The sequence below is a fragment of the Stenotrophomonas sp. 05L44_2 genome (assembly GCF_056665995.1).
On the sequence record NZ_JBFTNR010000549.1, the window covers coordinates 1 to 2,846 of the forward strand.

Annotated in this window: 3 protein-coding genes; all 3 read right to left on the minus strand. The window is 66.3% G+C overall.

Annotated elements, in window-relative coordinates:
• A partial coding sequence (locus tag AC1VAN_RS17160; protein ID WP_480986283.1) for an enoyl-CoA hydratase occupies positions 1-685 on the minus strand: 685 nt, incomplete at its 3' end.
• Positions 682-1,848 (minus strand): acyl-CoA dehydrogenase family protein, encoded by a 1,167-nt coding sequence (locus tag AC1VAN_RS17165; RefSeq protein WP_025875746.1) that lies wholly within the window; start codon positions 1,846-1,848, stop codon positions 682-684. The genes AC1VAN_RS17160 and AC1VAN_RS17165, both read right to left, overlap by 4 nt.
• A gap of 15 nt (positions 1,849-1,863) precedes the next feature.
• A partial coding sequence (mmsA, locus tag AC1VAN_RS17170; protein WP_480986284.1) for a CoA-acylating methylmalonate-semialdehyde dehydrogenase occupies positions 1,864-2,846 on the minus strand: 983 nt, incomplete at its 5' end.

Below are 2,846 nucleotides of genomic sequence, written 5' to 3' on the forward strand. Positions count from 1 at the left end.
ACGCATGGGTGCCGGTGCGGGTGGACTGCACCAACGTCTTGCAGGCGGCAATGCTGGTCGGGCTCTGCTTGCCGGCCTTCTTCGCCCATTCCAGTGCCAGCGCCTTGGCTTCGCCCTTGCCGACCTTTTCTTCGGCAAGACCAATCCGCACGGCGGTTTCCGCGTTGATGCGCTCGCCGAGCAGGATCATGCGCTTGGCCCAACCCTCGCCGACAAGGCGCGGCAGGTTCTGGGTGCCACCGGCGCACGGCAGCAGGCCGACGGTGGCCTCCGGCAGCGCAACCTGGGCATGGTCTTCGATGATGCGCAGGTCGCAGGCCAGCGCGCACTCCAGGCCGCCGCCCATGGCGTAGCCGTTGATCGCAGCGATCGACACCCCACGGAACCCGGACAGCGCCTCGAAGGCTTCGCCGAAACGGCGTGCCGCTTCGCGTGCGGCAGCCTTGTCGCCGGAAGCGAACTGGTTGAGGTCGGCCCCCGCGGAAAAGAACTTCTCGCCATCACCGGTGATCACCAGCGCGTAGATGTCGCGGTCTGCATTGAGTGCGCCCACCAGGTCGCGCAGCGCCGACAGGCTGTGCACGGTCCAGGTATGCGCCGGCGGGTTGTTCAGGGTRACCACGGCGGTGTGGCCATCGGCCTCGACCTTCAGGCCCACGTGCTCCTGGGTACGCCAATCCTTCATCGCAGTTCCTCTTCGGTGTTGAGCAGGTGACGGGCAACGATCACCCGCATGATCTCGTTGGTGCCYTCCAGRATCTGGTGCACGCGGCTGTCGCGCAGCAGGCGTTCGATCGGATATTCGCGGATGTAGCCGTAGCCCCCGTGGATCTGCAGGGCTTCGTTGCAGATGGTGAAGCCGGCATCGGTGGCGAAACGCTTGGCCATCGCGCACCACACGTTGGCATCGCTGGCACCGGCATCGAGCTTGCGCGCAGCGGTATGCACCATCTGCCGCGCGGCAACCAGCTCGATGGCCATGTCGGCCAGCTTGAACTGCAGCGCCTGGAATTCGGACAACGCCTTGCCGAACTGGCGGCGCTCGCCCATGTAGCGGCGTGCGGCATCCAGCGCGCCCTGCGCAGCACCCAGCGAGCACGCGGCGATATTGATGCGGCCACCATCGAGCCCCTTCATCGCCAGCTTGAAGCCGCCGCCTTCCTCTCCCAGAAGGTGGCTGACCGGTACGCGGACGTTTTCGAAGGTGATGCCGCGGGTGGGCTGGCTGTTCCAGCCCATCTTCTCTTCCTTGCGGCCATAGCTGATGCCCGGCAGGTCGGCCGGCACCGCGATCGCGCTGACCCCGCCTGCACCGGCACCGCCGGTACGTGCCATCACCACCAGCAGCTCGGTGGCACCGGCGCCGGAGATGAAGGCCTTGGAGCCATTCAACACGTAGAAATCGCCATCGCGCACGGCGGTGGTCTTCAGCGAGGCCGCGTCCGAACCGGCGCCCGGCTCGGTCAAGCAGTACGAGGCCAGTTTGCTGCCAGAAGACAGGTCATTGCCCCACGCGTCGCGCAGCGCCGGCTGGCCCCACTTGGACACCATCCACGAGGCCATGTTGTGGATGCTGATATAGGCCGCGGTCGACGGGTCGACGTTGGCGAGCTCCTCGATGACGACGGCGGCGTCCAGTCGGCTCAGGCCGCTGCCGCCCACTTCCGGGTCCATGTACAGACCGCAGAAGCCCAGTTCACCGGCCTTGGCGATCGCCTCGCGCGGAAAGATGCCCTCCGCATCCCATCGCGCGGCGTGCGGCGCCAGTTCGGCCTGTGCGAAGTCACGCGCCGCTTCGCGGTACGCCTGCTGCGCTTCTTCCTGTTCCGTCGTCATCGAGTGGCTCATGGCTGCTCCCTGCGGTTACTTCAGGCTGATCGTGGTGTTGACGCCGTGGCTCAGCGTCTCGTCGTCGAACCAGCGCGCGGTGACGGTCTTGGTCTGCGTGTAGAACAGCACCACCTGCTTGCCGTACGGACCCAGGTCGCCCAGCTTGGAAGCGCGCGAACCGGTGAACGAGAACAGCGGCACCGGCACCGGGATCGGCACGTTGATGCCGACCTGGCCGACGTCGATGTCTTCCTGGAACCGGCGTGCTGCGGCGCCGGACTGGGTGAACAGCGCGGTGCCGTTGCCGTTCGGGTTGCTGTTGACCATGGCGATGGCCTCATCCAGCGTTTCCGCTTCGAGGATGACCAGCACCGGCCCGAAGATTTCTTCCTGGTAGATGCGCATGTCGGTGGTGACACCGGCAAAGATGGTCGGGCCAACGAAATTGCCCTTCTCGAAACCATCGACCTGCGGCTTGCGGCCATCGAGCACCAGCTTGGCGCCCTGCTCCACGCCCGACGCGATCAGGCCCTCAACGCGATCACGGGCGCTGCAGGAAATGACCGGGCCCACGTCGGTGCCGGCGACCGTGCCACCGCTGACCTTCAGGGTCTTGGCCTTTTCGACCAGGTCCTGCACCCAACCGCGTGCTTCACCGACCAGCACCAGGGTGGAGGCGGCCATGCAGCGCTGTCCCGCCGCACCGAAGGCCGCGCCGACCATCGCATTGAGGGTCTGCTCCTTGTTGGCGTCCGGCAGCACCACGGCGTGGTTCTTGGCGCCCATCATGCACTGCACGCGCTTGCCGGCCAGCGAGGCGCGGTTGTACACGTGGGTACCGACGCGGGTGGAACCGACGAACGACACCGCCTTGATGTCCGGGTGGTCGCAGATGGCGTTGACCACTTCTTCGCCACCGTGGACCACGTTCAGCACGCCCTTGGGAATGCCCGCTTCCAGCGCCAGTTCGACCAGGCGCATGGTGACCATCGGGTCCTGCTCGGACGGCTTGAGGA